The organism is Geodermatophilus ruber, from assembly GCF_900114385.1.
GTDB classification, from domain to species: Bacteria; Actinomycetota; Actinomycetes; order Mycobacteriales; family Geodermatophilaceae; genus Geodermatophilus; species Geodermatophilus ruber.
The window spans coordinates 434926-461861 of sequence record NZ_FOSW01000003.1 but is presented as its reverse complement, the minus strand read 5'-3'; the positions used below and the strand labels follow the sequence as shown (position 1 = coordinate 461861).

At 74.3% G+C, this 26936-nt stretch carries 20 protein-coding genes; 13 read left to right on the top strand and 7 right to left on the bottom strand.

What is annotated here, in order from left to right:
- Window positions 1–86 precede the first annotated feature (86 nt).
- Window positions 87–737: a DUF1345 domain-containing protein gene (locus tag BMZ50_RS07185; RefSeq protein WP_091322595.1), complete on the bottom strand. Its 651-nt coding sequence runs from the start codon at window positions 735–737 to the stop codon at window positions 87–89.
- A gap of 891 nt (window positions 738–1628) precedes the next feature.
- Between BMZ50_RS07185 and BMZ50_RS07175 the strand changes: the two genes are divergently transcribed.
- Complete coding sequence (locus BMZ50_RS07175; protein WP_218146142.1) at window positions 1629–2780, top strand: MFS transporter; 1152 nt, start codon at window positions 1629–1631, stop codon at window positions 2778–2780.
- Window positions 2781–2824: 44 nt separating this feature from the next.
- Here the strand turns inward: BMZ50_RS07175 and BMZ50_RS07170 are convergent, their stop codons facing one another.
- From BMZ50_RS07170 to BMZ50_RS07160, 3 genes are all read right to left on the bottom strand, one after another.
- Window positions 2825–3286 (bottom strand): ATP-binding protein, encoded by a 462-nt coding sequence (locus BMZ50_RS07170; RefSeq protein ID WP_281245407.1) that lies wholly within the window; start codon window positions 3284–3286, stop codon window positions 2825–2827.
- A gap of 344 nt (window positions 3287–3630) precedes the next feature.
- The gene (locus BMZ50_RS07165; protein ID WP_091322592.1) at window positions 3631–4212 is read right to left on the bottom strand and encodes a hypothetical protein; all 582 of its coding nucleotides are present in this window, start codon (window positions 4210–4212) and stop codon (window positions 3631–3633) included.
- Window positions 4209–6653 carry an arylsulfatase gene (locus BMZ50_RS07160; RefSeq protein WP_091322591.1) on the bottom strand — a complete coding sequence of 815 codons (2445 nt, stop codon included), beginning with the start codon at window positions 6651–6653 and terminating at the stop codon, window positions 4209–4211. The genes BMZ50_RS07165 and BMZ50_RS07160 overlap by 4 nt, the downstream gene beginning before the upstream one ends.
- A gap of 167 nt (window positions 6654–6820) precedes the next feature.
- Here BMZ50_RS07160 and BMZ50_RS07155 point away from each other — a divergent pair, with 167 nt between their 5' ends.
- The gene (locus BMZ50_RS07155; protein ID WP_091322590.1) at window positions 6821–7795 is read left to right on the top strand and encodes a formylglycine-generating enzyme family protein; all 975 of its coding nucleotides are present in this window, start codon (window positions 6821–6823) and stop codon (window positions 7793–7795) included.
- Window positions 7796–8084: 289 nt separating this feature from the next.
- Here BMZ50_RS07155 and BMZ50_RS07150 read toward each other — a convergent pair whose 3' ends face one another.
- Window positions 8085–9077 (bottom strand): zinc-dependent alcohol dehydrogenase family protein, encoded by a 993-nt coding sequence (locus BMZ50_RS07150; RefSeq protein WP_091322589.1) that lies wholly within the window; start codon window positions 9075–9077, stop codon window positions 8085–8087.
- A gap of 157 nt (window positions 9078–9234) precedes the next feature.
- Between BMZ50_RS07150 and BMZ50_RS07145 the strand changes: the two genes are divergently transcribed.
- Window positions 9235–10500 (top strand): universal stress protein, encoded by a 1266-nt coding sequence (locus BMZ50_RS07145; protein ID WP_177212689.1) that lies wholly within the window; start codon window positions 9235–9237, stop codon window positions 10498–10500.
- Between the two features lie 33 nt (window positions 10501–10533).
- Here the strand turns inward: BMZ50_RS07145 and BMZ50_RS07140 are convergent, their stop codons facing one another.
- On the bottom strand, window positions 10534–10896 hold the full coding sequence (locus tag BMZ50_RS07140; protein ID WP_091322587.1) for a hydrogenase maturation protease: 363 nt from the start codon (window positions 10894–10896) through the stop codon (window positions 10534–10536).
- A 166-nt stretch (window positions 10897–11062) separates the two neighbouring features.
- Between BMZ50_RS07140 and BMZ50_RS07135 the strand changes: the two genes are divergently transcribed.
- From BMZ50_RS07135 to BMZ50_RS07115, 5 genes are all read left to right on the top strand, one after another.
- Window positions 11063–11515 carry a universal stress protein gene (locus BMZ50_RS07135; protein WP_091322586.1) on the top strand — a complete coding sequence of 151 codons (453 nt, stop codon included), beginning with the start codon at window positions 11063–11065 and terminating at the stop codon, window positions 11513–11515.
- A gap of 566 nt (window positions 11516–12081) precedes the next feature.
- The gene (locus BMZ50_RS07130; protein WP_091322585.1) at window positions 12082–14763 is read left to right on the top strand and encodes a GNAT family N-acetyltransferase; all 2682 of its coding nucleotides are present in this window, start codon (window positions 12082–12084) and stop codon (window positions 14761–14763) included.
- Window positions 14764–14931: 168 nt separating this feature from the next.
- On the top strand, window positions 14932–16128 hold the full coding sequence (locus tag BMZ50_RS07125) for an FAD binding domain-containing protein (RefSeq protein ID WP_091322584.1): 1197 nt from the start codon (window positions 14932–14934) through the stop codon (window positions 16126–16128).
- Between the two features lie 98 nt (window positions 16129–16226).
- Window positions 16227–17357 (top strand): DUF3500 domain-containing protein, encoded by a 1131-nt coding sequence (locus tag BMZ50_RS07120; protein ID WP_091322583.1) that lies wholly within the window; start codon window positions 16227–16229, stop codon window positions 17355–17357.
- Between the two features lie 207 nt (window positions 17358–17564).
- On the top strand, window positions 17565–18785 hold the full coding sequence (locus BMZ50_RS07115; RefSeq protein ID WP_091322582.1) for an MFS transporter: 1221 nt from the start codon (window positions 17565–17567) through the stop codon (window positions 18783–18785).
- A 20-nt stretch (window positions 18786–18805) separates the two neighbouring features.
- On the opposite strand, the gene BMZ50_RS07110 is transcribed toward BMZ50_RS07115, so the two are convergent.
- Entirely contained in the window at window positions 18806–20578 is a 1773-nt protein-coding gene (locus BMZ50_RS07110) for a helix-turn-helix domain-containing protein (protein WP_245753429.1), read from the bottom strand.
- Between the two features lie 314 nt (window positions 20579–20892).
- Here BMZ50_RS07110 and BMZ50_RS07105 point away from each other — a divergent pair, with 314 nt between their 5' ends.
- The 5 genes from BMZ50_RS07105 to BMZ50_RS07085 all read left to right on the top strand — a co-directional run bounded on the left by BMZ50_RS07105 (window position 20893) and on the right by BMZ50_RS07085 (window position 26935).
- A complete protein-coding gene (locus BMZ50_RS07105) occupies window positions 20893–21774 on the top strand; it encodes an FAD binding domain-containing protein (RefSeq protein WP_091322580.1) in 882 nt (293 codons plus the stop codon).
- Entirely contained in the window at window positions 21771–22346 is a 576-nt protein-coding gene (locus BMZ50_RS07100) for a (2Fe-2S)-binding protein (protein WP_218146140.1), read from the top strand. The genes BMZ50_RS07105 and BMZ50_RS07100 overlap by 4 nt, the downstream gene beginning before the upstream one ends.
- 4 nt (window positions 22347–22350) lie before the next feature.
- Entirely contained in the window at window positions 22351–24807 is a 2457-nt protein-coding gene (locus BMZ50_RS07095; protein ID WP_091322579.1) for a xanthine dehydrogenase family protein molybdopterin-binding subunit, read from the top strand.
- Between the two features lie 70 nt (window positions 24808–24877).
- Entirely contained in the window at window positions 24878–25765 is an 888-nt protein-coding gene (locus BMZ50_RS07090) for an AAA family ATPase (RefSeq protein WP_091322578.1), read from the top strand.
- Window positions 25766–25855: 90 nt separating this feature from the next.
- Complete coding sequence (locus BMZ50_RS07085; RefSeq protein ID WP_245753428.1) at window positions 25856–26935, top strand: vWA domain-containing protein; 1080 nt, start codon at window positions 25856–25858, stop codon at window positions 26933–26935.
- Window position 26936: the final 1 nt, after the last annotated feature.

The window sequence follows — 26936 nt, the reverse complement described above, 5'->3', positions numbered from 1 at the left end:
CCGGCTGTTCCGAGCGTCCGTCTGACGATCGCGGCGGTTCGCGGCCGGTGGTTGCAGCGGGCGGGCAGGCTGGCGGCCCAGGGCCGCTACCGGCTGAGGCCGGCGATGATGTTGACCGTGACCGCGAAGATCACCGTGTTGTAGACGAAGGACATCAGCCCCTGACGCAGCACGGTCGCCCGCATCTCGGTCTTGCTCAGGGTGGTGTCCGACACCTGGAACGTCATCCCGATCGTGAAGGCGACGTAGGCGAAGTCCCGGAAGGTCGGGTCGTCGTCCTGGTTGAAGTCGACGCCTCCGCGTGGCTGGGAGTAGTACAGCCGCGTGTACCGGAGCGTGAAGATCGTGTTCATGACGAGCCACGAGGCGGCGATCGCAGCCACTGCCAGGGCCGTCCGCTCGGGCGGGTTCTCGTGCACCCGGAAGATCACCACGACCACGGTCACGAGCGCGCCGATCGAGATCGACAGCATTGCAACGTCCCGGATCGGGCGCGAGGGGTCCTCGCGGGCGGCGCACCAGGCTGTGTCGCGCGCGTCGAGCGACCAGATCGACGCCCATGTCCACAGGAGGAAGACGGCGGCCGCGACCACCCAGGCCAGCAACCCGGCTGTCTCCCCACCCAGCGACGGTCCCGCGAGGGCGCCGGCGATGGCGCCGGCGGTGAGCGAGACCACCAGGTGCACGCCGGCGGGGCTGGTCCGCCAGTCGGCCAGAGGAGACGGTGCCGCGCTCATCTCGGCCGTGGGCCTGTCATCCCCGGGGGCAGTGACGTGCCGTCCGGCATGGCGGAATTCTGGCAGCCGGACCGACGGGCCCGGCGGATCCGATGAATGCCGCGCGGACTTCCAGGACCGCTCCGTCCGTGGAGCTGCTGACCAGGTGGGACCGCGGCGAGCGGGCACTGATCGACACCGATCCCGACCGCGTAGCCCCGCTGGCGCCGCCACCGTTGCGGAGAACACGCTGGCGGGCCAGGCCACAGGCGACGTGGCCAGTGGCGTCGCCCGTGACCCGCGCTGCGGAATCGCTGAACTCGTCGTGGGCGAAGAGCAGGTTGCCGATGACGGTGCTGACAGTCTCGCCGGTCATGATCCGGTCCTCCGTGTTGTCGGTGCATCGCTCAGGTGAGCGGCCGCGGGTTACAGCGAGGGGCTGACAATCCGGTGCCACCGGAGGCACGGCCGCCGGTGCCCCGGGACGTGGACGCGTGCACTGCGGTTCGCCCGAGGGAAGCGGTCGCCGGCCCCGGATTCTTCTCCCGCGGGCCCGACGTCACGGGCCTCGGGCGCCGCCGCGGGCGGGGGGCCAGGCGCTGCGTGCTGCCGGACCCGCAGGCCGGAACGGCCGCTGCTCGGCCCGGGGGACACGGGGGTGCTGCCCACCCCGCGACGGGCGCGTCGGCGGTGGGGGAGCCGGGCGCGGCTGGACAGCCGCCGCGCAGGTGCCGCTACCGTCCTGCGCGCGGACGCGAAGGGTTCGCCTCCTCCCGTCCGGGAGGCGAGATCGGGTTCCGCATCCGAGGGGGTGAGCTCCTGAGGTCGACACGTCAGCGTCCCCTCGCCGGGTGGCGGGCGGGTGAGGGGTCCGGGGCCGCACCGTTGCCGCTGCTGCGCGCGGTGGGGTTCGTGAGCACGCTGGACCGGTTCGCGATGGCGCCGATGCTGGTCGCCATCGCGGCGGATCTCCGCGCACCCCTGGCGGCGGTGGTCAGCGCGGCGGGGGCCTACTTCCTGGCCTACGGGCTGTCCCAGCCGGTCTGGGGCGTCGTCTCCGACCGGTTCGGGCGCGTGCGGACGATGCGGTTGACGCTGCTGCTGGCCGGCCTGCTCTCCATGGCGGCGGCGGTGGCCGGCTCGGTGGCGGTCCTGGCCGTCACCCGCGGTCTGGCCGGAGGCTTCTTCGGGGCCGCCTACCCCTCGGCCCTGATCTATCTGGGCGACACCGTCCCGGCCGGCACGAGGCAGCGCGCCCTGGCCCGGTTGATGGTCGGTGTGGCGCTCGGGACGGCGCTCGCCTCCGCGGCTGCCGGATCGGTCGCCGACCTGTCCTCCTGGCGGCTGGTCTTCCTGGCCACCGGGGCCGGTGCGGTGGTCCTCTCCGGGGTGCTGCGGTCCCTGCCGGAGCCGGTGGTGGGGCGGCCGCGCACGTCGCCCGCGGCGGCGCTGCGGGCGATCGCCCGGTCCGGGCCCACGCTGGTGGTCCTGGGGCTGGCGTTCGTGGAGGGGGCCGTGCTCGTCGGCGTCCTCACCCTGGTCCCGACCGCCGCCCATGCCGGCGGCGCGTCCCTGTCGCTGGCGGGCCTGGCCACCGCCGTCTACGGCCTCGCCGTGCTGGTCGGCTCCGCGGTGGTGGCCCGCCTGTCGCTGACCTGGCACCCCTGGCGGCTGATAGCGGCCGGGGGCGCCGCGGCGGTCCTGGCCTGCTCCCTGATGGCCGTCACGCAGGAGGCCTGGATGGCCGCCGCGGTCGCATTCCTGCTGGGGCTGGCATGGACGGCGCTGCACTCCTCGCTGCAGACCTGGGCGACCGAGGTCCTCCCGGGGGCCCGGGCCTTGGTGGTCGCGTGCTTCGCCGGCTCCCTCTTCGCCGGGAGCTCGGTGGCTGCCGTCTCGCTGGCCGACCTGGTCGACGCGGGCCGGTTCACCGTGATCTTCGCCGGCGCGGCCGTGCTCGCCACGTCCCTGACCGTCGCGGCGGCCGTCGCGCGATCCCGCTGGACCCGACCGGCGTGCCACCGGGCCGACCCGGAGACCTCCGGCCGCGGCCGGACCGGATGATCCCCTCCGGCCGCGGCCGGAGGACCCCCCGTCGTGCGACCGGCTCACCCGTCCGCCTGCGGCCGGTCGTGCCGGTTCCGGACGATCTGCCAGTGGTTCACCTCTCCCTCCCGCCGGTAGACCAGCCGGTCCGCCGCGGCCAGGACCAGCGCCAGGCCCCACTCCGACTCGGCGAGGTCCTCGGGGAGCCGTGCCGCGTCGAGGTCCACGTCCGCCCGCCTGCCGCGGTCCCGGAACGTCGCCCCCAGGACGCCGGGACGAGCCCTCAGCGAGAGGTGGAACTCGATCGGCGCGCCGTCCGCGGCGTGCTGGATGGTGTTGCCGGCGATCTCCGTGACGGCGATCTCGAACCGCATGCGGTCCTCGGCCCCCACGTCGGGGCCAGCAGAAGCCGAACACGCCGAGCAGTGCGCAAGCTGCGAAGCCGGAGATGCCTGCGTTGTAGCCGACGACGCGTCGCCGCGACGGTAGCGTCGCGGCGACGTCCTCAGCCTGCGTCGTGTCACTACAAGGGGCTCCCGTTCACTGGCCCGACACCGGCGTCGGGCTGCTGCATCGCCTCATCGGCACCAATGCCCGACTGCTCGAGCCGGCAGCCGCGCCAGGCGCTCCGTCGGTCACCGCGCCCGACGGCCTCGCCCTCGCGATCGTGCCGCTTCGGCGCGCCTCCCAGTCCTTCGCCAGCACGGCCCTGGACCCCAGGCGGTCCGGCGCCAGCGACCGCCGAGTCAGCCCGATCTGTCACCCTCATCAGCCGTACTCACGCGCAGCCGAGTACGGCACATGAGGGTGATCGCATCGGGCCAACTTCCTGTGGCACCCCTCGCCCTGAAGGCGGCCTGAGGGCGACCTAACTGGCTGCGGTCAGGGCCATCTGGTGCTGGGCACCGGTGAGCGCGCCACGGAGTGCTTGGACGTGATGCCCGGTGGCCTGGCCGACGACCTTGTTCACGGCGCGGGTGACGGCCGGCTCGATCCGAGGGCCCGACGAGCGCGGATAGGCCAGGATCAGCGCGGCGCAGCCGAGCGGCACCATCGTCTCGGCCTGCTTCGTGGCCGCGTTCTCGATGAGCATGTGCAGCGCCTCGCCGAGGATTCCGCCGGTGACAGCGCCGAGGCCTGCGGCGAACGGTGCGAGCGGCAGGAGCGGCAGGCCGGCGAGGAGGCCCAGGGTGCCCAGGCCCTGGGCGCCCTCGCGGACCATGTGGTCGGACACCTCGACGGTGACCTTGCCGGTCAGGGTCTTGCTGACGACGATCGCGCCGTGCAGGTAGGCCCCGGTGTCCAGGGCGGCCCGGTAGTCGTCGCGGGCGGCGGCGTGCGACAGGTAGCTGCCGATGAGGACGACGGTGGTCTCGTGGTCGAAGGGCAGGCCCAGGACCTTGAGGCCCGCTGCGGGGTTGATGGCCTTGAGGCCGGCGGTGGGGTTCATGCCGAGATCCCGTGGGCGGCGTGGGCGTGGTGGGCGACCGCGTGGACGGCGTGCTCGTCTTCCGCGGTGAGGTGGGGCTTGATGTCGAAGGTGACCTTGCGGATGGTGCCGGTGAACGGGAACGGCTCGCGGTCGGCGTAGGACAGGTCGACGACGCCTCCGTTGTCGCGGCCGATGTCCATACCGGCGTAGGCGGAGAACCGCATCGGCACGGTGTGGTCCATCCGGCCGCCGCCGACCGGCGTGTCGTTGACGAACAGCGTCACCTGTCCGCCGGCGGCGGGCTCGGCGGCGTCGGCGGCGAACTCCATGCGGACGTTCACCTCGCCGGTCGGCAAGGGCGCCTCGGCCTGCTGGCGGTAGACGAACACACCCAGCATCGAGTAGGTGTGGGTGAGTCGGCCGGCGTCGACGAACAGCGAGAACCCGCCGAGGTGGTCGGCCTCGGCGACGATCACGCCCTCGGCGCCGCGCTCGGGCACGACGAGGTCGGCGCTGATCGTGTACGAGTGGTTGTAGATGCGCGGGATCATCCCGGGGGCGATGTTCTGCACGTCGCCGCGGAACTCGAAGGTGCTCACCTCGGGCAGCGGCGGGGTGATGCCGAAGAACGCCGAGAGGGTGGCCAGCAGCGGCAGCACCTTGTACCGCTCGGCCTCGGCCCAGAACAGCTCCTTGAGCTCGGCGACCTTCTCGGGGTGGGCGGCGGCCAGGTCGTGGGCCTGGGTGAAGTCGTCGGGCAGGTAGTACAGCTCGGCCGGGTCGGCGTCGGGGTCCCACACGTCCGGGGCGTACGGGGCGACCGCCTCGGGGGTGAGCACCCACGGGATGCGTGGGGTGCGCATCGCCAGCCACCAGCCGTCCTTGTACATCGCCCGGTTGCCGATGGTCTCGAAGTACTGCTGGGTGTGCCGCTCGGGCGCGGCCGGGTCCAGCAGCGCCTCGGCGAAGGTGACCCCGTGCAGCGGCTCCTGCGCCACGCCGTCCACCCGGGTCGGGGCGGGGATGCCGGCGACGTCGAGGATGGTCGCGCCGACGTCGGTGACGTGGGTGAACTGGCCGCGCAGGCCGCCGGGGTCGGGGATGCGCTCGGGCCAGTGCACGACCAGCGGGTTGCGGACCCCGCCCAGGTGCGAGCCGACCTGCTTGCCCCACCGGAACGGGGTGTTGCCCGCCCACGCCCAGGCCGCCGCGTAGTGCGGGTCCATGATCGCGGTGCCCCAGGCCTCGATGCCGCCGTAGCGCTCGGCCAGTTGCAGCTGCATCTCGTCGGTCAGCGGGATGCCGTTCTGCATGGTCAGTTCGTTGAACGAGCCGGTGACGGCGCCCTCCATGCTGGCGCCGTTGTCCCCCCAGATCCAGAGGACCAGGGTGTTGTCCAGCTCACCGAGCTCGGCGATCGCGTCCAGCACCCGGCCGACGTTGTGGTCGGCGTTCTCCGAGTACCCGGCGTAGACCTCCATCTGCCGGGCGTAGTACGCCTGCAACCGCGGCGGCACGTCGTCCCACGCGGGGAAGGCCTCGTCGCGGGGGGTGAGCTCGGCGTCCGCCGGCACGACCCCCAGCTCCTGCTGCCGGGCGAAGACCTCCTCGCGCAGCCGGTCCCAGCCCTGGTCGAACCGCCCCTTGTACCGGTCGGCCCAGGCGGCGGCGACGTGGTGCGGGGCGTGGCTGCAGCCGGTGGCGAAGTAGACGAAGAACGGCTTGTCCGCGTCCTGGGCGCGCACCCCGTGCAGCCACTCGATGGTCTTGTCGGCCATCGCGTCCGGCAGGTAGAAGGGGTGCTCCTCGTCGTCGTACTGCTCCGGAGTGCCGATGATCTTCTGGTTCTCCGCCAGGCACGGGTCCCACTGGCCGGAGTCCCCGCCGAGGAAGCCGTAGAAGTAGTCGAAGCCCCAGCCGGTCGGCCAGCGGCCGAACGGGCCGGCCGGCCCCTGCTGCCCGTCGGGGGTCAGGTGCCACTTGCCGAACGCCGCGGTGCTGTAGCCGTTGTCCCGCAGGATCCGCGGCAGCGGCGCGCATTCCGGCGGCAGCATCGCGGTGTAGCCGGGGAACCCGCTGGAGAACTCGCCGACCGAGCCGAAGCCCACGGCGTGGTTGTTCCGCGCGGTGAGCAGCGCCGCGCGGGTCGGCGAGCACAGCGCGGTGACGTGGAACCGGTTGTAGCGCAGCCCGCCCTCGGCCATCCGGGTGTAGTTCGGCGTGCGGATGGGGCCGCCGAACGTGCTCGGATTGCCGAAGCCGGCGTCGTCGACCAGTACCAGCAGCACGTTCGGCGCCCCGGCCGGGGCCTGCGGGGCATGGATCAGGTTCCAGTCCGGCCGTGAGCCGCGCAGCGTCCGGTTCGCCGTGCCCCGGAACGGTGGTGCCGCCAGCGGCAGCACGGCGCGGTCCGGGTCGGTCCGGCTCGGCCTCGGCGCGCGCGGCCTCGGGGTTGTCATGCCCGACCTCCGGGGTTGGGCCACCGGGCGCCCTCCGTGGCGGCACGACGTCGGCGGCGATCGGCACCTGCGCAGTGCGCCATCGACCCTCCGACCGCAGCCGAGGTGGCGTCCTCATCCTCCGGGGATGAGGCGGCGGGCCGGGGCGCCGGGAACCGTGCGCCGTCATGGCCGGCACCGCACCCAGGGATCCGGCCCGGTCGCCGTGCTGCGCGGCGACCCGCGGTGTCGTCCCGGGCGCGGCGCCCGCTCCGGCGCGCCGACCGGCGCGAGTACGGGTGCCGTCGGCTGGGCGGCAATCGTTCGTGTCGCTGCCCGGTGGGACGTTCCTGATGGGCACCGAGGACGCCGCCGGGTTCCCCGCCGACGGCGAGGGCCCGGTCCGCGCGGTGACCCTCGCCCCGTTCCGCATCGACCGCTACGCCGTCTCCAACGCCCGCTTCGCCGAGTTCGCCGACGCCACCGGCTACCGCACCGACGCCGAGCGGTTCGGCTGGTCGTTCGTCTTCGCCGGGCTGCTGCCCGCCGACCACCCCGCGACCCGGGCAGTCGCCCAGGCCCCCTGGTGGCGGCAGGTGGAGGGCGCCGACTGGCGGCACCCCGAGGGCCCGGGGTCGTCGATACTGCGCCGGCTGGACCACCCGGTGGTGCACGTCTCCTGGCGGGACGCCACCGCCTACTGCCGCTGGGCCGGGCTACGGCTGCCCACCGAGGCCGAATGGGAGTACGCCGCCCGCGGCGGGCTCGAGCAGGCCCGCTACGCCTGGGGCGACGAGCTGCACCCGGACGGCCGCTGGCTGTGCAACATCTGGCAGGGCCGCTTCCCCACCCGCAACACCGGCGAGGACGGCTACCTCGGCCCCGCACCGGTCACCGCGTTCCCGCCCAACGGCTTCGGCCTGCACAACGTGGCCGGCAACGTCTGGGAGTGGTGCGCCGACTGGTTCAGCCCCGACCACGACCCGCGCACTCCGCTCATCGACCCGACCGGCCCCGCATTCGGCACGCTCAAGGTCATCCGCGGCGGCTCCTACCTGTGCCACGACTCCTACTGCAACCGCTACCGGGTCGCCGCCCGCACCGCCAACTCACCGGACAGCTCCACCGGCAACACCGGCTTCCGCTCCGCCGCAGACGCCTGAGCAGCCCCGCGAGACTGCAACTCCCACTTCCGTTGCGGTCTCGAACCCTTCGCCCGGAATGGACCGTTCAGAGCGAACGTCGCAGGCTCTCCGGACCAGCGAATCTGACCGCGTCTCGCGCGGTCGCATCTTCGGAGTTGGCCCGATCTGTCACCCTCATCAGCCGTACTCACCTTCGGCTGACCAGGCGTACGACGTGGGCCACCCGCCGCCTGCCGACGAACGCCGGCGGCCCGGGCCGCCCTCGGTGCCGTGCCGCGCGCCCCGCCGCGGCGCCGGCGACCGGGGGTCAGGCGCGGTGCACGCGGACGACGGGCTTGCCGGGCCCGCGCGCCGGTGAGTCGACGTAGGCGTGGGCGGCGGCGATGTCGTCGAAGTCGAAGACGCGGTCGACGACCGGGGTGAACGCCCCGGTCGCGAGGCCGGCGCGGACGAAGTGCTCGGCGCGGCGCAGCGCGGCGGCATCGGTGGTGATCTCGTGCACCCGGTAGCGGCGCAGCCACACCGGCGCGTAGCCGCCGCCGGGCAGCGGGGTCGGCCGCCCGGACAGGCCCCCGTGCACGATCACCGTGGCACCCGCGGCGCAGGCCCGGACCAGGTCCTCCACCTGCGGCCCTCCGACGGCGTCGAGGACGAGGTCGGCGCCGTGGCCGCGGGTGGACGTGCGGATCGCGTCGACCAGGTCGTCCTCGTCGGTGATCACGGCGGCCGCACCGGCGGCGAGCAGGGCGGTGCGCTGGTCCGCCGACGGGGCGGTCGCGATCGGGAGGGCGCCCAGGTGGCGCACCACCTGCAGCGCCGCCATGCCGACGCTGTTGGCGGCCGCGGTGATCACGACCCGGTCGCCGGGCCGGACCCGGACGACCTCCTGCACCATCCCGTAGACCGTCACGTACGGCATCCAGATCGCCGCGCCGGTGATCGCGTCCATCCCGTCCGGCCGGGCAACCAGGGCCGCGGCCGGGACCACGGCCTCCTCCGCGTACACGGGGTAGTCGTTCTGCGAGAAGGCGGGCACGACGCTGACGAGGTCGCCGGGCGCCCACCGCGCGACGTCCGGGCCGACCTCCAGCACCTCCCCGGCGGCCTCCGTGCCCAGCCCGGCCGGCAGCACGGGCTGCTCGATGTAGGTGCCGCGGCGGAAGTTGACCTCCGCCCGGTTGAGCCCGATGGCATCGACCCGGATCCGCACCTCACCCGGACCCGGAGCGCGGAGCGTGACCTCCTCGTACCGCAGCACCTCGGGACCGCCGGTCTCGTGGAACCTGATGGCGCGCACCATGATCGGCAACCTACGGGTCGCGCCCGCCGTGAGCAGCACGGGCCGACCTCGGGGGATCGGGGAGGCTTTGGACCCGCGGCCGCGTGCCGTTGCGCCCTCCGCGGTCGGGCCCGGCCCGGCCCATCGTGGAACCACGCGAGCGCCGAGGGAGGAACCCGTGACCCCAGGAGCACCGGCTGGACCCGAGGACCGGGGGGAGCAGCCGCGCCGTGAGCCGGTCGAGATGTCGGAGGCCGAGAAGCTGGCCGTCCAGCGGGAGGCCCGCCACGACGTGGCCGCGCGGGGGTCCCGCGGTGACCCGCTCGGTCTGCAGCACTACCTCGCGCGCGCCCGCTCCGGGGAGAGCCGCCGGCCGGCCGAGCCCGACCGCCCGCCGCCCGGTGCACCGGGCGCTGCTCCGTCGCCTGCCGGCACGGACTCCGGCACCGTTCCCGCGGGGCAGCCCGGCCCGGGCGGCGCGGCGCACCGCCGGCCGCGCGTCGTCGTGGGCATGGACGGCTCCTCCGGCGCCCGGGCCGCCCTCGAGGCGGCCCTCGTCGAGGCGGCGCGCCGGGGCGCGGCCCTCGACGTGGTGACCGCCGTCCCGCTGGCCACGGTCTGGAGCGGTGGCGCGCCCGTCCTCGGGGCCCGGGTGGACGCGATCCGCGCGCACGCCGCGCGGCAGGCCCGGGAGCAGCTCGGACAGGTGCGGGGCGACGAGGCGATCGCCGCCGTGCCCGGCGTCGCCGCCGTCGACGTGCAGGTGCGCGCGGCGGAGGGCTATCCCGCCCGGGTGCTGCTGGCCGCGGCCGAGGGCGCGGAGCTGCTGGTGGTGGGCAACCGCGGCCGGGGGACGGTGCGCAGTGCGCTGCTCGGCTCGGTGGCGCTGCACTGCGTCAGCCACGCCCCGTGCCCGGTGCTGGTGGTGCATCCGGCCGGGGCACCGGAGCGGCCGCTGCGGGTGGCGGCCGGTGTCGACGGGTCGGCCGGGTCCCGCGCCGCTCTGGCGGTGGCGATCGAGGAAGCGGCCCGGGTCGACGGCGAGGTCGAGGTGGTCGCCGCCTACGAGCTCGCCGACTACTGGACCGACCTGGAGGTGGTCGGGTCACCGCCGGTCGAGCAGATCCGCGACACCGTGCGGGACGGCGTCGACGGCGTCGTCGAGCAGGTGCTGGCCGGGCGCACCGCGGCCGCCCCGGTGCCGGTGATCCGCCGGCGGGTCGTGCAGGGATCGGCCGGTGACACGCTGGTGGACCGGGCATGCGGCGCGTACCGCCTGGTCGTCGGCAGCCGGGGCCACGGCATGCTCCGCGGCCTGCTGCTCGGGTCGGTGGCGCTGCACTGCGCGATGCGGGCCCCGGCGCCGGTGCTCGTCGTCAGGCCGGAGCACGCCGGGACGCAGGCCGAGCCGCCCCGTCCGGAACCGGCCATGGCCGGTCGGTGACCCCGGCGCGGCAGCGGCGGGGCGGCCCGGGGGTCACCCCGCCGCCCGGCGGGTGACCCGGAGCTCGGCGAGGACGGCGCGGACGACCCACGGCAGGGCGGCCCGGACGGCCGGGGAGAGACCCGGGCCGTACCCGGTGTCGGCCGCCTCGACCGCGAGCACGACCAGCCGCCGCGGGGCGCGGCCGGGGGTCGCCGGCTGCCGGTGGACGGCGTCGACCACGACCGCCAGCTCCCGGCCGGCCCAGGCCTCGAGCAGGTGCGTGGGCTCGCCGTCGGAGACCGTCAGGCGCACGCCCGGCAGCCCTCGGGCGGCCAGCCGGGCGACGAGCGCCGGCCCGATCCCGTCGTCGCGCCGGAACTCGTTGCCGATCCCGATGACCCGGCCGCCCGTCATGCCGGCCGCCCGTGATCCCGGGTGCCGGTCTTCACCGACGTCGCGCACGAGCCATCAGGGGGCGCAATGCTCCAGACTGGGGCGGGCTTGTGCACCGCCCATCGGGCTGTCCCGCCCGGTGACGAGATGACCCGCGACCCAGGAGCGGTACGACGGGAGGGGCGAGATGACCACCGATGACCACGTTCCCGGGAGGATCGTCGTCGGGCTGGACGGGTCCCCCTGGTCCAGACAGGCGCTGCAATGGGCCGCGAGGCAGGCCCGGCTGACCGGCAGTGAGCTGCACGTGGTGACCGCCTGGGACCTGCCGAAGACCTACGGGGGGCCGCCCATCACCGGTATCGACTGGGAGGCGGATGCCCGCCGCTCCCTCGAGCAGGAGCTGAAAGAGGCTCTCGAGCCGGCGGTGGCCGGCCAGGTCCGGGCACAGGTGATCCGAGGCCACCCGGCCGGGGTGCTGGTGGACGCCGCGGCCGACGCCGACCTGCTCGTGGTCGGTTCCCGGGGACACGGCGGGTTCGCCGGCATGCTGCTCGGCTCGGTCAGCCAGCACGCGGTCGCCCATGCACGGTGCCCGGTCGTCGTCGTCCACGACTCCGAGCACGACGTGCCGGCCTGATCCTGCCGAAACGCCGCGCTCCGGCGGCACTTCCGGCCCCGCTCGGGCCGTGCCAGCCCGGGGCGACGTACCCGCACCTTGGAGGCCCCGATGGGACATGCCGGTCCCGCGGCCGACCACCGCCAGGGGGAGATTCTCGCGTTCGGGCCACCCTTCGAGCGGGACGGCGCCAGCGTCATCCCCGCGACCGCGGCGCGCTCCCACACCGCCACCCGAGGCGACGGGGCCGGACCGGAGAACCGGGCCTTCGATGCCGAGATGTTCGGGGGCCCGCCCCTCGGGCGCGTTCGTCCTGCGGGACGGTCGCGTGCGCTGGCACCCCGTCGTGGACCCCACCCGGGTCATCACCACCGCGGACCTCGTGGTGGGCCGGCGCATGCCACCGGCAGCCACCGGGCCGCCCACCCGCCGACCGTGGTGGGCCCGGCTGCTCGCCGCGACCGCCCTGGAGTCGGTGCTCAGCCGACCGACCGCCGGCGCCGACGAAGGTAGGCCAGCGGACCCATGCAGACCTCGGTCGCCCGCGATCCCCGAGCAGGACGGCAGAGTACTGGGGGTGGCCAGGCATGACCGTGACCGCCGAGACTGCGGCGGCCCGCGAGCGGCCGGTGCCCGGCATCGTTCGCCCCGCCCGGGTGCTGCTGCGGGACGGGTCCCCGGCTCTGGTGGCGCAGCTCGGGCCGGAGGACACGACGGCGCTCCTGACCCTGCACGAGTCACTCACCGATCGGGATCGCTACCTGCGGTTCGCGACCCTGCACCCGACAGACCTCGAGGCCTATCTCGAGCGGACCCTCGCCCCGACGAGCGGAGCGCGCACACTGGGCGCCCGCGTGCGGAGCTGCCTGATCGGCGCCGTTCAACTGATCCCGACCGGCGGGGACGCCGCGGAGGTGGCGGCCGTCGTGGACCCTCGCTGGCGCCACGAGGGCGTGGCCACCGTGCTGCTCGAGGAGCTCGCCGGTCTCGCTCGGCGGATGGGTGTGCAGCGGCTGCTGGCCCAGGTGCTGGCGGAGAACGGCCCGATGATGCGGGTGCTCACCGACCTCGGCCTGCCGCTGAGCATTTCCCGGGAGGGCGCGGAGCTGCAGGTCGAAGTCGTCCTGCACTCCGACGACCGGTACGAGACGGCCAGTGAGGATCGGCACCGCCACGCCGCCGCGGCGAGCCTGGACGCGGTCCTGCACCCGCGAACCGTGGCCGTTGTCGGAGCCGGCCGTTCGGAGACGTCGATCGGTCGAGCCGTGCTGCGCAGCCTCCGCGCCGCGGGGTTCCCTGGTGCGGTCTACGCGGTCAACCCCGGCGCCACCGAGATCGAGGGAGTCGCCAGTTCCCCGTCGGTGGGTGCGCTGCCGGAGCCGGTCGACCTCGCCGTCGTCTGCGTGCCCGTCGCCGCCGTCGAGCGGGTGGTCGAGCAGTGCGGAGAGCGTGGAGTGCGCGCGCTGCTGATCCTCACCGGTGGCCTGGCGGCGGTGCCGGGGCTCGGCGAGCGGGTACGGGAGCTGATCGACCGCCACGCCATGCGCATGGTCGGTCCGAACAGCGTCGGCGTGGCCACCCCCGCTGCCCAGCTCGACGCCACCTTCGCCGGGGCCGCACTGCGGGCAGGCGACCTCGGGCTCGTCGCACAGTCCGGCGGCGTCGTCATCGCCGCGGTGGCGGCATGGCAGCGGCTGGGGCTGGGGCTGTCGGCGATGGTGGCCGTCGGCGACGCCCACGACATCGGTGCCCGCGACGTGCTCGCCTGGTTCGACGAGGATCCCGGCACCGCGCTGGTGGTGCTGTACGCCGAGTCGGAGCCGGATCTGCGCGGGCTGGTGCGGACGGCCGCGCACCTGGCCGGCCGCGTGCCGGTCCTGGCGCTCGAGCCGGGGATCTCGCCGGCCGGGGCCCGAGCCGCCGCCTCGCACACGGCCCGCGCCGCGACGCCCCGCGCGATCCGGGAGGCGGCGTACGCGGCGGCCGGGATACAGACGGTGCCGGACCTGACCACGCTCGCCGCCACGGTCGGCCTGCTCCGCGGGCAACCGCTCCCGCGGGCCGGAACGGTCGTCGTCCTCACCAACGTGGGCGGGGGCGGGGTGTTGGCCGCCGACGCCTGCGCGGCCGCAGGCCTGCCCCTGCAGCCCCTCTCGGCGGTCCTGCAAGGCGGGCTGCGGGCGCTGCTCCCACCGTTGGCCAGCACCGGAAACCCGGTGGATACCGGCGCGGCCGTGCCGGCGGAGGTCTTCGCCGCCACCCTCGCCCGGCTGCTGGACGAGCCCACCGTGTCCGCGGTCATGACGGTGACCGCACCCACCGGCGTGAGCGACCCCGGGCCGGGGGTCGCCGCCGCGGCCGCCGCACACGCAGCCCGGGGCGGGGCGACACCCGTCATCGACGTCCGGCTGACCCAGGCGCCCGCCGTCGAGCGGCGCGAGCTGCCCGGGGCGCCGGAGGGTCGCTTCCTGACCGCGGTCAGCGAGCCGGTCCCGGCCGCCCGGGCGCTCGCCGCCGCCACACGTCGCACGGCGTGGCTGAATCGGCCGACGACCGCCACGACACCCCCGCCCGGGGTCGACGTCCTCGCCGCACGGACCGTCGTGACCGGCGTACTGGCTCGGGTTCCGCTGGGCGACTGGCTGCTTCCGGAGGAGGTGCGGTCAGTCTGTGCGGCCGCCGGGATACCCATGGTCGCCACGTCCTGGGCCCCGTCGGCGGCGGAAGCCGCCGCAGCGGCGACCTGGCTGGGGACGCCGGTCGCGGTGAAAGGCCACGTGCGGGGCGTCGTGCACAAGGCCGATGCCGGGCTGCTGCGCCTGCCGGTGAACAGCGCGGCCGAGGTCGCCCACGTGGTGGGGGAGTGGGCGGACCGGGCCGGCCCGGACTGGCTCGGAGCGGTCGTCCAGCCGATGATCGCCCTCGGTGACGAGCTGCTCGTCGGCGCTGTGCGCGATGCCGCGGCCGGTGCTGTGGTCGCGCTGGGACCCGGCGGGCGGGCCGCCGACGCCCTGGGGCATCGCGTGCATCGGCTGGCACCGCTCAGGGCCGCCGACGCAGAGGCGATGCTCGCCGATTCCGGCCTGTTCAACACGCCACACGGGGGCTCGCTGGACCACCGCGGCATCGTGGACTGCCTGCAGAGGATGGCCTGGCTCGCCGATGCGGTGCCCGAGGTCGTCGAGGCCGAGATCAACCCGCTCGTGGCCACCCCGGGGAGTTGCCGCGCCCTGGACGTGCGGGTTCGTGTCGCCGCCGTCGAGTCGTGACCGGGCCGGCGACGCGACGCACCGGGGACCGCGAGCAACGCCCGCCCGGCGCTGTGTCCACCCACAGTGTATCCCCGACATGCAGGGGGAGTACCCAGTGATCGACCCTGTGTCAGCCGTCACGCTGGGTTTCGCACGGTTGGACGGACATGGCGGGAGAGACAGACGATGACGGACCGAGAGCGGCAGAGGGCCATCGTCGTGGGTGGCTCCATGGGTGGGCTGACCGCGGCGCTGCTGTTGCATGAGCTGGGATTCGACGTGGACGTGTTCGAGCGGTCGCCCGAGCCGCTCGAGGGCCGGGGAGCCGGCATCGTCGTGCAGCCCGACACCGTGCGGTGGTTCGCCGAGCACGGCGGGACCGAGGCCGTCGAGCGGGTGAGCACCGGGTCGACGCACCTGCGGTACCTCGGCCCGGACGACGAGGTCGTGTACGACACCCCGTCGACCTGGCGCTTCACCTCGTGGACGGCGACCTACCGGGCCCTGCTCGCCGACTTCGGCACCGACCGGTACCACCTCGGTGAGCACGTCGCGGGTGTCACGCAGGACGAGGCGGCCGTGACCCTGCGGTTCGTCACCGGGCGCGAGGAGCGCGCCGACCTGGTCGTCTTCGCCGACGGCATCTCGTCGACGGGTCGCCGCCGCCTGCTGCCCGAGGTCACGCCGCAGTACTCCGGCTACGTGGGCTGGCGCGGCACGGTCCCGGAGTCGCAGGTCAGCACCCGGACGCACGACCTCCTGCACGACTCGCTGGCCTACGCCACCGCGCCCGGGACGCACATCGTCATGTACCCCATCCCGGGCCGGGACGGGGGGCTCACCGTGGGCTCCCGGGACCTCAACTACGTCTGGTACCGCAACGTCGCGGAGGGGCCCGACCTCGACGAGATGCTCACGGACAAGCGCGGGTTCCCCTGCCCCGTCTCGGTGCACCCGGGTCAGGTCCAGGACCGCTTCGTCGACGAGCTGCGCGCCGCAGCGCGCGAGCTCCTCCCGCCGGCCGCTGCCGAGCTCGTCCTGCGGACCGAGCAGCCGTTCATCCAGCCGGTGCTGGACATCGAGGTGCCCCGGATGGCCTTCGGGCGGGTGTGCCTCATCGGGGACGCCGCGTTCGCCGCTCGGCCGCACGCCGCTGCGGGCACCGCCAAGGCCGCCTCGGACGCGTGGGCGCTGGCGGACGCCCTGCGCAGCGCCGACGGCGACGTCCTCGCCGCGCTCGAGGAGTGGGAGCCCGGCCGGCTGGAGCTGGGCCGGAGCCTGCTGAAGCGGGTGGGGGAGATGGGGCGGCACTACCAGGTCGACAGCGACGCGGATCCCGCGGACGTGAGCCTGCGCTTCGGGCTGTACGGCCCGGACCACTGACCCGCCGTCCCGCGCGACCGACCGCCGGAGGAGGACGAGGCGATGACGCCGACCGCACTGCACGCCGCCACTGCGCCGGCCGCCCCGGGGAGCCGGCGGTGACGGCCCCCGCGCGGGCCGCCGGAGAGCGGATGGCGGACGCGGCCCGCGCCTGGCTGGCGAGCCTGGACCAGGGGCAGCGGGAGCAGGCCGCGTGGCCGTTCGGGGCCGGCGGGGAGCGGCAGCGCTGGTTCTACACGCCCACCGACCACGGAGGGCTGCCGCTGCGGGACATGCGCCCCGCGCAGCAGAGCCTCGCCATGCAGCTGGTGGCCACCGGTCTGTCCCGGGCCGGCTACGTCACGGTGTCGACCATCATGGGGCTGGAGAACGTCCTCGACCAGGTCGAGGGCTGGAGCGTCGACTGGGGTCGGGAGCGGGGACGCGACCCGCAGCTGTACTGGCTCCGGGTCTTCGGGGAGCCGGGGGACCAGGGCGCGTGGTCGTGGCGCTTCGGCGGGCACCACGTCTCGCTGAACCTCCTCGTCGTGGACGGCGAGGTGCAGGCGACCACCCCGTGCTTCCTCGGCGCGGACCCCGCGGAGTCGCCGCTGCTCGGGCCGCACCTGCTGCGCCCGCTCGGGGGTGCCGAGGACCTGGCCCGGGACCTCGTCCGGTCGCTCGACGAGGCGCAGTCGGCGCAGGCGCTGCTCACCGGCGTCGCCCCGGTCGACATCGTCGGCGGCAACCGTGCCCGGGTCGGGGACGGCGATCTGCTGCTCCCGCTGCCGGACGTCTGGCGCGGTCACTTCAGCCAGCCGCGCCTCGCCGATCGCGTGGAGGCCATGCACCGGGGGGCGGAGGAGAAGGCCGGGGTGCGGCCGCAGGACCACGAGGCGGTGCGGCTCACCAGCCGGCCGAAGGGTGTCGCCGCGGCAGACCTGACCCCGGCCCAGCAGGACCAGCTGCGTGCGCTGCTCGGCGTCTACCTCGGGCGCATCCCCGACGAGCTCGCGGAGCGGGAGGCGGCCAAGTTCGCCGGCGACCGGCTCGGCCACGTCCACTTCGCCTGGGCCGGCGGCACCGAGCGGCACCAGCCGCACTACTACCGGCTGCAGGGGCCGCGGCTGCTCGTGGAGTACGACAACACGCAGCGCGACGTGAACCACATCCACACCGTCTGGCGCGACCCGGAGGGCGACTTCGGGTTCGACGTGCTGCGCCACCACCTCGCGGCCGCACACCGCTGACGGCATCGCCCGGGGGCGGTGCCGGCTCCCGAGCGCGGAGCGGCGGAGATCAGCAGGGCAGAAACGAAGAACGACACCGATGCGCTGACGGTCGTGCTGCGCACCCGGCGGGCCACGACGGCCCGCTCCACCGGCTGAGCCCGGCGGGGCGGGCCGTCCCTCGTCGGGGCTGCTGGCCGCCCGGCGCGATGAACTGGAGGTGGTCCCGTGATCGAGACATCGGGGGGAGGTGCGCCTCCCGCGGAGGAGCGCCCGGCCGAGCCGCGGCGGTCGGTGCGGACGCTGGTCGCCGGCTGCCTGGTCGGCGGGGCGGCGGGGTGGTCCCTGACGGCGGCCGGTGCCGGGGCCACGGCGCTGGAGCGCGGCTACGGGGTGGACCTGGTGGTGGTCGGGCTCCTCACCACCGCGATGGCCGTCCCGTATGCCCTGCTGCAGGTGCCCGCCGGAGCCCTGGTGGACCGCTGGGGGGCCCGGCGGGCCGGGGTGCTGGGGCTGGGGCTGGTGGTCGTCGCCTACCTCGCCGCCCTCGTCGTGCCGGACGTGGGACTGGCACTGGCGGCGCGAGCGGTCGTCGGGGCGGGCGGCGCGATCTGCTTCTCGGCGGGGGCCGACCTGGCCCGGAGGTCCGGGACCGGACCGCTCGGGTTGGGGATCTTCGGCGGGCTGGCCATCGGCGCCGGCGGAGTCGCGGTGCTGGTCGTGCCCCTGCTCGCGGACGTGCTGAGCTGGCGCTCGGCGTGGGCGACGGGTGCGGGAACGGCCCTGCTGGCTGCCGGTTCTCTCGTGCTGGTACCCGCAGCCTCGGCGGTCGCCGCCCGGACCCGGGACCGGTCCCCGACCGAGGAGGCCGCCTCGGTGATCCAGGACGGGCAGCTGCACCGGCTGGCCGCCGTCCACGCGGTCACGCTGGGACTGGGCGTGGTGCTCAGCAACTGGGTGGCCGTGGTCCTCGAGCGCCTCTGGGGGCTCGGCCCGGGGATGTCGGCCGCACTGGGATCGCTGGTCCTGCTGCTGGCCGTCGTCAGCCGCCCGCTGGGCGGCTACCTGGTCCGGCGCCACCCGGCGAGCACCCGGGTGGTCGTTCTCGGTGCGCTGCTGGCCGCGGCGGCCGCGACGGCCGTGCTCGCCAGGCCGTCGGCCGTCGTGGTCGCGGGCCTGGCGGTGAGCGTCCTGGGGCTCGCGTCGGGGCTGCCGTTCGCCGCGGTGGTGGCCATCGCGCAGGCGCGGCGTGCCGACCGACCGGCCGCGGCCGTGGGCCTGCTGAACGCGCAGGCCAATGTGCTCGTGCTGCTCTGCACCCCGCTGCTGGCTGCCGCGATCCAGGGCTCGATGAGCACGCTGGGACTGCTCGCGGTGGCGGCGGTCTGGCTGCTCCCCCTGCTCGTACTGCCGGACTCCCTGCGACGGCGCCCGCGCCGCGGGGGCTGATCTCGTCCGATCCGGCGGGGTCAGGAGGGGGATTCCGGCCCGGCGGAGGAGAACGCGAGGACGTCGTCGACCATCAGAGCCACCTTGACCTGGGCGAGGGACTCCACGTCGGCGAAGGACAGCCCGAGCAGCTCCTCGGCCCGCCGGAGGCGCAGCCCGACGGTGTTGGGATGGACGTAGAGCGCCGCCGCGGTCGCCGCGGTGCTCAGGTCGTGGCGCAGATGGGTCGCGACGGTCTCGAGCAGCGCGCTGCCGCGGGCCTCGTCGTGCTCACGCAGGGGCCGCAGCAGCCCGTCGGCGAAGCGGGCCAGCTCCCGGGTGTCCTCGAGCTGCAGCAGCAGGCCGTAGATCCCGAGGCCGGCCAGGGTCACCGTCACGTCCCGGCGTCCGCGCAGCTGGGAGAGCTCGACCGCTCCCCGGGCGAGCCGGAAGGCGGCGGCGTGTTCCTGCAGGGCGGCGCACGGCCGGATGACCGCGACCGATGCGGTCGCTGTGTGCGCATGGGAGCGCAGGGCGCGGCGCATGGCGTCCGCGCCGGCGATGCAGCCGGCGAGGTCCCCGTCGGCTACCGGCCACAGCGCGACGACGTAGTCGGCCACCGCCGCGATCAGCGGGCGTGGGCGGATCGAGGCCGACACGGTTCGGACGGCGCCCAGCGCGGCCTGCACGTCGATGCCGTGCTCGGGGTCGGTCTTCAGGACGAGCGTCGCGTGCGGGGTGCGCAGGTCGTGCCCCAGCCTGGCTGCGCGTGACGTGATCGTCCGGAGCGCCGTCGGGTCGCCCGACAGGAGGTCACCGAGCAGCTCGCCGGCCAGCCGCCACTCGACCTCGAGGGCGGTGCGGGCGCGCAGGAGCTCCAGCGCCGAGATGGTCGCGGCGTGCTCGAGGGCCCGCTGGTCGAGCGGGCTGAGCTCGGCGAGCGAGCCGGGCAGCCAGATCCGGGCCACGACCTCGTCGCCCAGACGGACCGGTGCCATGACCCGTGGGCCCGGCGGAGCGGCCGTCGGCCAGCCGGGAACCTCGGCCAGCTCCTCGGGCAGCGGGCGGGCGACGTCGCGCCCGCCGGGTGCGGGGGCGTCCACGGTCCGACCCTCGTACGACGAGGACGCCAGCGGCGCGCCCGCCGGGTCCTCGACGAGCACCGGCCGGCGCAGGAGCGAGGAGAGCGTGGCGGAGACCGAGGAGATGCCGCCGGTCCGCAACGCCACGGCGGTCAGCTCCCGGTGGATCTGCTCGCCCTGCTGCAGCAGGGCGTGTTGTTCGGCGAGTGACCGGTTGAGTTCCCGCAGGTCGGCGATGGTGCGCGCTTCGAGGTCCCGCAGGCGTGCTGCTTCGATGGCGATCGCCGCCTGGTGGGCCAGGGTCGTGAGGAGGTCGGTCTCGTCGGGACCGAATTCGTGGACGTCGACGAGGTAGCAGTTCAGCGTGCCGAGGGCGCGGCCGGACACCAGCAGTGGGACGGCGATCATCGAGCGGAAGCCCTCCTGCCGGGCCACCCCCTCCCAGGGCCGGAAGGTCGGCGCCATCGAGATGTCCGACACCTGGACGGCTCGCTGGGTGCTGAACGCGCGGCTGGAGGGGGCCTCGTCGGGGTCGCCGGGCCGCAGGGTGATGGGGTGGGCGGCGTTGACGCCGGCGATGTAGTCGGCCGACATCCCGCAGGAGCCCTCCATCACGAGGACCCCACGGTCCGGGTCGGCCAGCATGACCGCGCAGAACTGGTAGTCCATCAGCTCGCACGCCGTCCGGCTGACCAGGGTGAGCAGCTCTGCGCGGGAGACCGGTGCGTTCACCGCCGCGGCGATACGGGCGATCCCGCGCAACCAGCGCTGCAGTTCGAGATGGCGGAGGCCCGGGTCGTCCGGACCCGCGGTGGATGGCGCCGGTACGGCAGTCGAGGCAGGGCGCGGTGCACCGGTCACCCCATCCACTGTGCCACGCCACACTCCGGCGCCGCGATGCAGTGTGACTGCCCATAGGGATCACCAGTGACGCGCGGCACAGTGGAGTCCGGATCACAGCACGCGGGCGCGCCGCGCCCGCTGAGCACACCTTCGTCCTCCACCGGGCGGCACTCCGCCGCACCGGTGCGGCGCAGAGGAGCACGATGAAGCCGCCACGTTTCGCCTACTACGACCCGGCCAGCGTCGCCGAGGCGGTCGAGCTGAAGAGCCGGTTCGGGACCGATGCTCTGGTGCTGGCCGGAGGGCAGAGCCTGATGCAGGACCTCAACACCCGCCGCACCAGGCCCGACGCACTGCTGGACATCAATCGCATCACGTCGCTGCAGGAACTCCAGGTCGGACCGACCCACCTCGAGCTCGGTGCTCTGGTGCGCCAGCACCGGCTGGAGACCGACCCGGCCGTCCGGCGTGCGGTGCCGCTGCTGACCGGCGTCACCCACCACATCGGGCACGTCGAGAACCGGCACCGCGGTACCGTCGGCGGCAGCATGGCCCAGGCCGACCCGTGGGCGGAACTCCCCACCGCCGCGGTCACCCTGGACGCCGAGATGGTCATCGAGGGACCGGCCGGCCGCCGGGTCGAAGCCGCGCGGGACTTCTTCACCGGGAGAGGGACCACCAGCATCGCGCCGGACGAACTGCTGGTGGCGGTGCGCTTCCCGCTCACGCCCGCAGACGCCGGCTGGGGATTCGTCGAGGTCGCCCGGCGCGAAGGGGATCGCGCCATGGCCGCCGCCGCCGCCCAGCTGCGTCTGGACGACGCCGGCCGTGTCGCCTCCATCGCGATCGGCCTGACCAGCATCACCGACCACCCGGTGCGCGCGGCGGAGACCGAGGCCCAGCTGCTCGGCCAGGTGCCCACCGCCGACGCCGTCGCCGCGGCCGCCCGGGCCGTCGAGCAGCAGGTCGACCGCGCCGACGACGTGCACGCCACGCTCGGCTACCGCCGGCATCTCGCCATCACCGTCACCCAGCGCGCCGTTCTCGCAGCGGTGCAGCGAGCCCAGGAAGGAGATCGTCCGTGACGACCCAGGCCCACATGGGAGCCGACCCGACCGTGCAGCGGGTGATCACCGCGCGTATCAACGGCCGCGACGTGACCCGCGCCGTCGACACCCGCACCACCCTCGCCGACTGGCTCCGCGACGAACTGGACCTGGTGAGCGTCCACCTCGGCTGCGAGCACGGCGTCTGCGGCGCCTGCACCGTGCTGCTCGACGGCCAGTCGGTGCGCGCCTGCCTGCTGCTGGCCGTCCAGGCCGACGGCCACGACGTGGAGACGGTCGAGAGCCTGTCGGGCGACCCGAACGATCTGCACCCGATCCAGCAGGCGTTCCACGAGGAGCACGGCCTGCAGTGCGGCTTCTGCACCCCGGCCATGGTGCTGCGCACCAAGGAGATCCTCGAGGAGCGCCGCGAGCGCACCGACGAGGAGGTCCGGCAGGAGATCTCCGGCATCCTCTGCCGCTGCACCGGCTACCAGAACATCGTCAACGCCGTGCAGTGCGCCGCCCGCAAGCTCTACGCCGGCTCGCCCGCCCCCATCGCCTCGGGGACCGGCACCGGCGGCTCCACCGACCCGCACCCGGGAGCGTGACGCGATGACCACCGACATCACCCCCGCCGCGGTCGACGCCGCTCCGGACGGCCAGCCCAAGCGCAAGTGGATCGGCCGCAGCATGAAGCGGGTCGAGGACCCGCGTCTGCTCACCGGCCGAGGCGGCTTCATCGCCGACCAGAAGATCCCCGGACTGCTGCACGCGGCCATCTACCGCAGCCCGGTCCCGCACGGCCGGATCGTCTCCATCGACGCCACCGCCGCCCTCGCCATCCCCGGCGTCGTCGCCGTGGTCACCGGTGAGGACTGCAAGGCGAAGATGAACCCCTGCATGAACTTCGGCCCGACGACGATCCCCCAGTACCCGCTCGCCGTGGACAAGGTCCGCTACGTCGGGGAGGCCGTGGTCGCGGTGATCGCCGAGAGCCGCTACCTCGCCGAGGACGGCGTCGACGCGCTGAAGGTGGAGTTCGAGGAGCTCCCGCCGGTGGTCGACCCGATGAAGGCGCTGCAGGAGGACGCCGCCCTCCTCCACGAGGAGCACGGCAGCAACCTCGCCTACGAGCGCACGTTCACCTTCGGTGAGGTGGACGACGCCTTCGCCCAGGCCGACCTCGTCGTCTCCGACACGCTGCACTGGGGCCGCTCGGCCGGCATGCCGCTGGAGACCACGGGGGCCATCGCCCGGCCGGGGCTGAACGGCGTCCTCGAGATCTTCTGCAACTCGATGAACTTCAGCTACTTCGTGTGGCTGATCGCGACCGCGCTCAACGTGCCGAGCAACCGGGTCACGATCTCGCCGGTCCCGGCCGGGGGCAGCTTCGGCAGCAAGTTCACCGCGCACAAGGTGCCCACGCTCGCCGGCTTCCTGGCGCTGCAGGTCAACCGGCCGGTCTCCTACATCGAGGACCGCTTCGACCACATCATGAACTCCGACCACCACGCGTCGGACCGGTACTACGACGCGAAGCTGGCGGTCACCTCCGACGGCATCCTCCTCGGCCTCGACATCGACGTGGTCGACGACTACGGCGCCTACCTGCAGTTCGGCGTCGGCACGCACGGCAACGCGCTGTCCCAGGGCGTCGGTCCCTACCGGATCAAGAACCTGCGCTACGGCCTGCGCGCAGTGCTCACCAACAAGTGCCAGCAGGGCGCCTACCGCGGCTTCGGCTCGGAGGTGCAGAACTGGGTGCTGGAGCGGCTGATCGACCAGGCCGCCGAGCGGCTCGGGATGGCGCCGGAGGAGATCCGCCGGAAGAACTTCATCCAGCCCGACGAGTTCCCCTACAAGATCCCCGGGGGCAACCTCTACGACAGCGGCGACTACCCCGCGGTGCTCGACAAGGCGCTGTCGATGATCGACCTCGAGCACTGGCGGAAGGAGCAGAAGCGGCTGCGTGAGGAGGAGGGCCGCTACATCGGCATCGGCCTGGCCACCACGCAGGAGCGCAGCGTCTTCAGCTCCACGGAGTTCTGGTACTGGTTCGACGAGCCGGCGTTCCCGATCACCTCCAGCCCGGAGAGCGCCACGATCACCGTCGACCCGGCCGGTGAGTTCCAGGTCCTCCTGCACTCGCAGGCCATGTGGGGCAACAGCCCCGAGACGGTCGCCGCGATGGTCGTGGCCGAGGAGTTCGGCGTCGACCCGTCCACGGTCAACATCCGGTACGCGGACTCGGCCCACGCGCTGCCCGGCACCGGCCCGGGCGGCAGCCGGTTCACCGTCATGGTCACCGGCGCGATCCGCGGCGCGGCGAAGAAGCTGCAGAAGAAGATCATCGAGATCGCCGCGCACACCCTCGAGGTGCCCCCGGAGGACATGGAGATCACCGATGGGCGCGTGCAGGTCAAGGGCGCTCCCGAGCTGGGGCAGAGCCTCGCCGAGGTGGCGCTGACGGCCTACTTCTTCGCCCTGAACCTGCCGCCCGGCATGACCAGTGGCCTCGAGGAGGCGTACACCTACGACCACCCGCTGACGACGCTGCCGTCCCCTGACCGCAGTGACCTCGGGATCTTCTACCCGATCATGGGCCACAACTGCCACATCGCGGTGATGGAGGTCGACCCGGAGACCGGGATGACGACGTGGCTGGACTACGTCGCCGTCCACGACGCCGGCACGATCGTCAACCCGATCACCCTGGGCGGCCACGTCACCGGCGGCACCGCGCAGGGCGTGGGCACCGCCCAGCTCGAGGAGCTCGTCTACGACTCCGACGGTCAGTTCAAGTCCTCCAGCTTCTGGGAGTACCTCGTCCCGTCGGCGACCGAGGTGCCGCCGATGAAGCTCGGCCACGTGGAGACGCCGTCCCCCTACACCGAGTTCGGCATCAAGGGCGGCGGCGAGGGCGGCCGGATGGCCACCCCCGCGGTCATCTCCGCGGCGATCGACGACGCGCTGCGCGAGTACGGCATGCGCGTCCGGAACCTGCCGGTCAGGCCGGCGGACATCGTGGCCGCGGTCCAGGCGGCCCGGCAGGAGCAGAAGGCCGACTGATGGAGCTGCGCGACTCCTTCCTGCGTCCCCGGCCACCCGCGGGTGGCCGGGGACGGGAGGACGACCCCGCATGACCAGGACCCCTCCCGCGCCGGGGGCCGACGGCCAGTTCGGCTCGGTGCCCGATCTCCAGCGGGCGCTGGCCGGCGTGGACTACCTCGCCGACGAGGGGCTGGCCATGGCGGCGTTCCTCGCCCTGCGCATGGGCCGTCCGCTGCTGCTGGAGGGGGAGAACGGCGTCGGCAAGACCGAGATCGCGCTCGCCCTGGCCCAGCTGCTGGACCGGGAGCTGATCCGCCTGCAGTGCTACGAGGGCATCGACACCAGCCAGGCCCTCTACGACTGGCACTACGCGCGTCAGCTCCTGGCCGTGCGCGAGGGCGCGGCGCACGCCGACGTCTTCACGCGGGAGTACCTGCTGCCGCGGCCGCTGCTCACCGCGCTCGAGCTGGGGGCGGGCTCCGTCCTCCTCATCGACGAGCTCGACCGGGCCGACGACGAGTTCGAGGCGTTCCTGCTGGAGATGCTGTCGGACTTCTCGGTCACCATCCCCGAGTTCGGCCGCATCCGTGCGCCGAGCCGGCCGCTGGTGGTCCTGACCTCCAACCGCACCCGCGACCTGCACAACGCCGTCCGCCGGCGGTGTCTCTACAGCTGGGTGGCCCACCCGGACGCGGAACGGGAACTCGCCATCCTGCGGGTGCGGGCCCCGCAGGTCCCCGAGCCCCTGGCCGCGGAGGTCGCCGGTGCGGTGGCCCGCATCCGGGGGCTGGATCTGGTCAACCGTCCGGGGGTCGGGGAGGCGGTGGACTGGGCCAGTGCGCTGCACATGCTCGGGCTGGCCAAGCTGGACCGGCAGACGGCGCTCGACACGCTGGCGGCGCTGGTCAAGGACGTCGACGACCAGCAGACCGTGGCCGAGGCCATCGACGACGTCATCCCCGAGCCGGAGTCCTGACCTCCGGTGGCGGCGCCGGAACGGGGACCCGAGGACCTCACCCGGGTCTGTGCGGAGTTCACCGTCCTGCTCCGACGCCGTGGTGTGCCGGTGGGTCCGCCGCAGACCGCGGCCTTCCTCGAGGCCCTCTACCTGCTCCGCCCGACGACTCCCGCCGAGCTCTACTGGGCCGGGCGGGCCGTGCTGGCCACCGACGTCGCCCAGGTCCCGGCCTACACCCGCGCCTTCGCCGAGTTCTTCGCCCCCGCCGCCGGCGACCCGCTCCCGACCGCGCCGGCTGACCCCCCACCGAGCGTGCTGGACACCGAGAGCGAACCGCTGGCGCGCCTGGCGCTGGACCTGGCGGGGGAGGAGCTGCTCGACCTGCCGGAGGAGGCCCGGGTCGAGGCCAGCGAGGCCGAGCGGCTGCGGCAGAAGTCCTTCGCCCGGATGACGGCTGAGGAACGGCGGGTCGCAGCGCTGCTCATCCGCCGCCTGCGGGTCCGCCTGCCCCGGCGGCTGAGCCGGCGGCGGCGGCGCGCACCGAGCGGTCGGTATCTGGACATGCGCAAGACCCTGCGCCGGTCGCTGGCCACCGACGGGGAGCCCGCGCGCCTCGGCCGGCGCCGCCGCCGGGTCCGGCAGCGGCCGGTCACCCTCGTCATCGACGTCTCCGGCTCCATGACCCCGTATGCGCACGCGCTCCTCCGGTTCGGGCACGCGCTGCTGCACGCCGGCCACCGGGTCGAGGTGTTCACCGTCGGCGTGCGGCTGAGCCGGGTGACCGACGCGCTCCGGCACGACTCGGCGGACCGGGCGCTCGACGAGGTCGGGCGCCGGGTGGCCGACTGGGACGGCGGCACCCGGCTGGCCACGTCCGTGACCCAGCTGCTCGAGCGCCGGCGCGGGCACGCGGCGCTGCGCGGGGCGATCGTGGTGATCTGCTCCGACGGCCTCGACCGCGACGACCCGCGGCTGCTGGGGGAGGCCACCGCCCGGCTGTCCCGGCTCGCGCACCGGCTGGTGTGGTTGAACCCGCTCAAGGGCGATCCTCGCTACCGGCCACTGGCGCGGGGCATGGCCGCCGCGCTGCCGCACCTCGACCTCTTCCTGGCCGGGCACAACGTGGCGAGCCTGGACGAGCTGGCGGCCGTCGTCGCGGGGCACGCCACCTCCGCGCGCAGGGTCTGAC